The 645-nt window shown below is 79.5% G+C and carries 1 pseudogene; it reads right to left on the reverse strand.

The window, feature by feature from the left end:
* Positions 1-384: 384 nt before the first annotated feature.
* Positions 385-645, reverse strand: a pseudogene (locus BG452_RS36180) (hypothetical protein); the annotation flags it as partial.

Here is a 645-nt window from a genome sequence, read left to right on the forward strand (position 1 = left end):
CCCCGGCCCCGGCCGCTCCGCCGGGGTCGCCGCCGGAGCGGCCGGGGCCGGGGTCTGGCCCAGGGCCTGGTTCGGGGCCTGGTTCGGGGCCCGGTGGTGGGCCCGGGGTGGGGCAGCAGGTGCCGGGATACCCGCCCAGGCCGCCGCGGCCGCCGTGGGAGCAGCGGTAGGGGTCGGTGCGGCTGCTCGGGGCCGGACGTACGGCAGGGCCTCCCTCGCGGGTGCGGGGGAGGCCCTGTGTGTTGTCCGGCGGTGTCCGGGTCACGATCGACTGGTGTGCGGTTCGTGTTCGATTCGTGTCGGGTGCTGTTCGGGGGCGATCGGCGGCCGGGCGGTGCGGTCGGCCTGCCGGGGGCTCGGTGCCCGGGTGCGGTCGGTCGGTGGTCAGCCGATGGTCGGGTTCTCGGGGAAGGGCGAGTGCGGCGACCGGCCGTAGCCCTGGGTGGGCTGCGCGTCGACCGCCGGGTAGTCGTACGAGGGCTGCGGTCCGCCGGGCTGCTGCGGTGCGGCGTGCCGCTGCGGTGCGACGGGGGCGTGGCCGAACGAGGAGCGCAGTTCGGTGGGGGCGCCCGGGTCGGTCAGGCCGGGCCCGGTGGAGCCGGGCCCGCCGGTCGGGTCGGGGCCGGCGCCCGGCAGCGGGGCGCG

The organism is Streptomyces sp. CBMA123, assembly GCF_014596465.1.
GTDB lineage: Bacteria > Actinomycetota > Actinomycetes > Streptomycetales > Streptomycetaceae > Kitasatospora.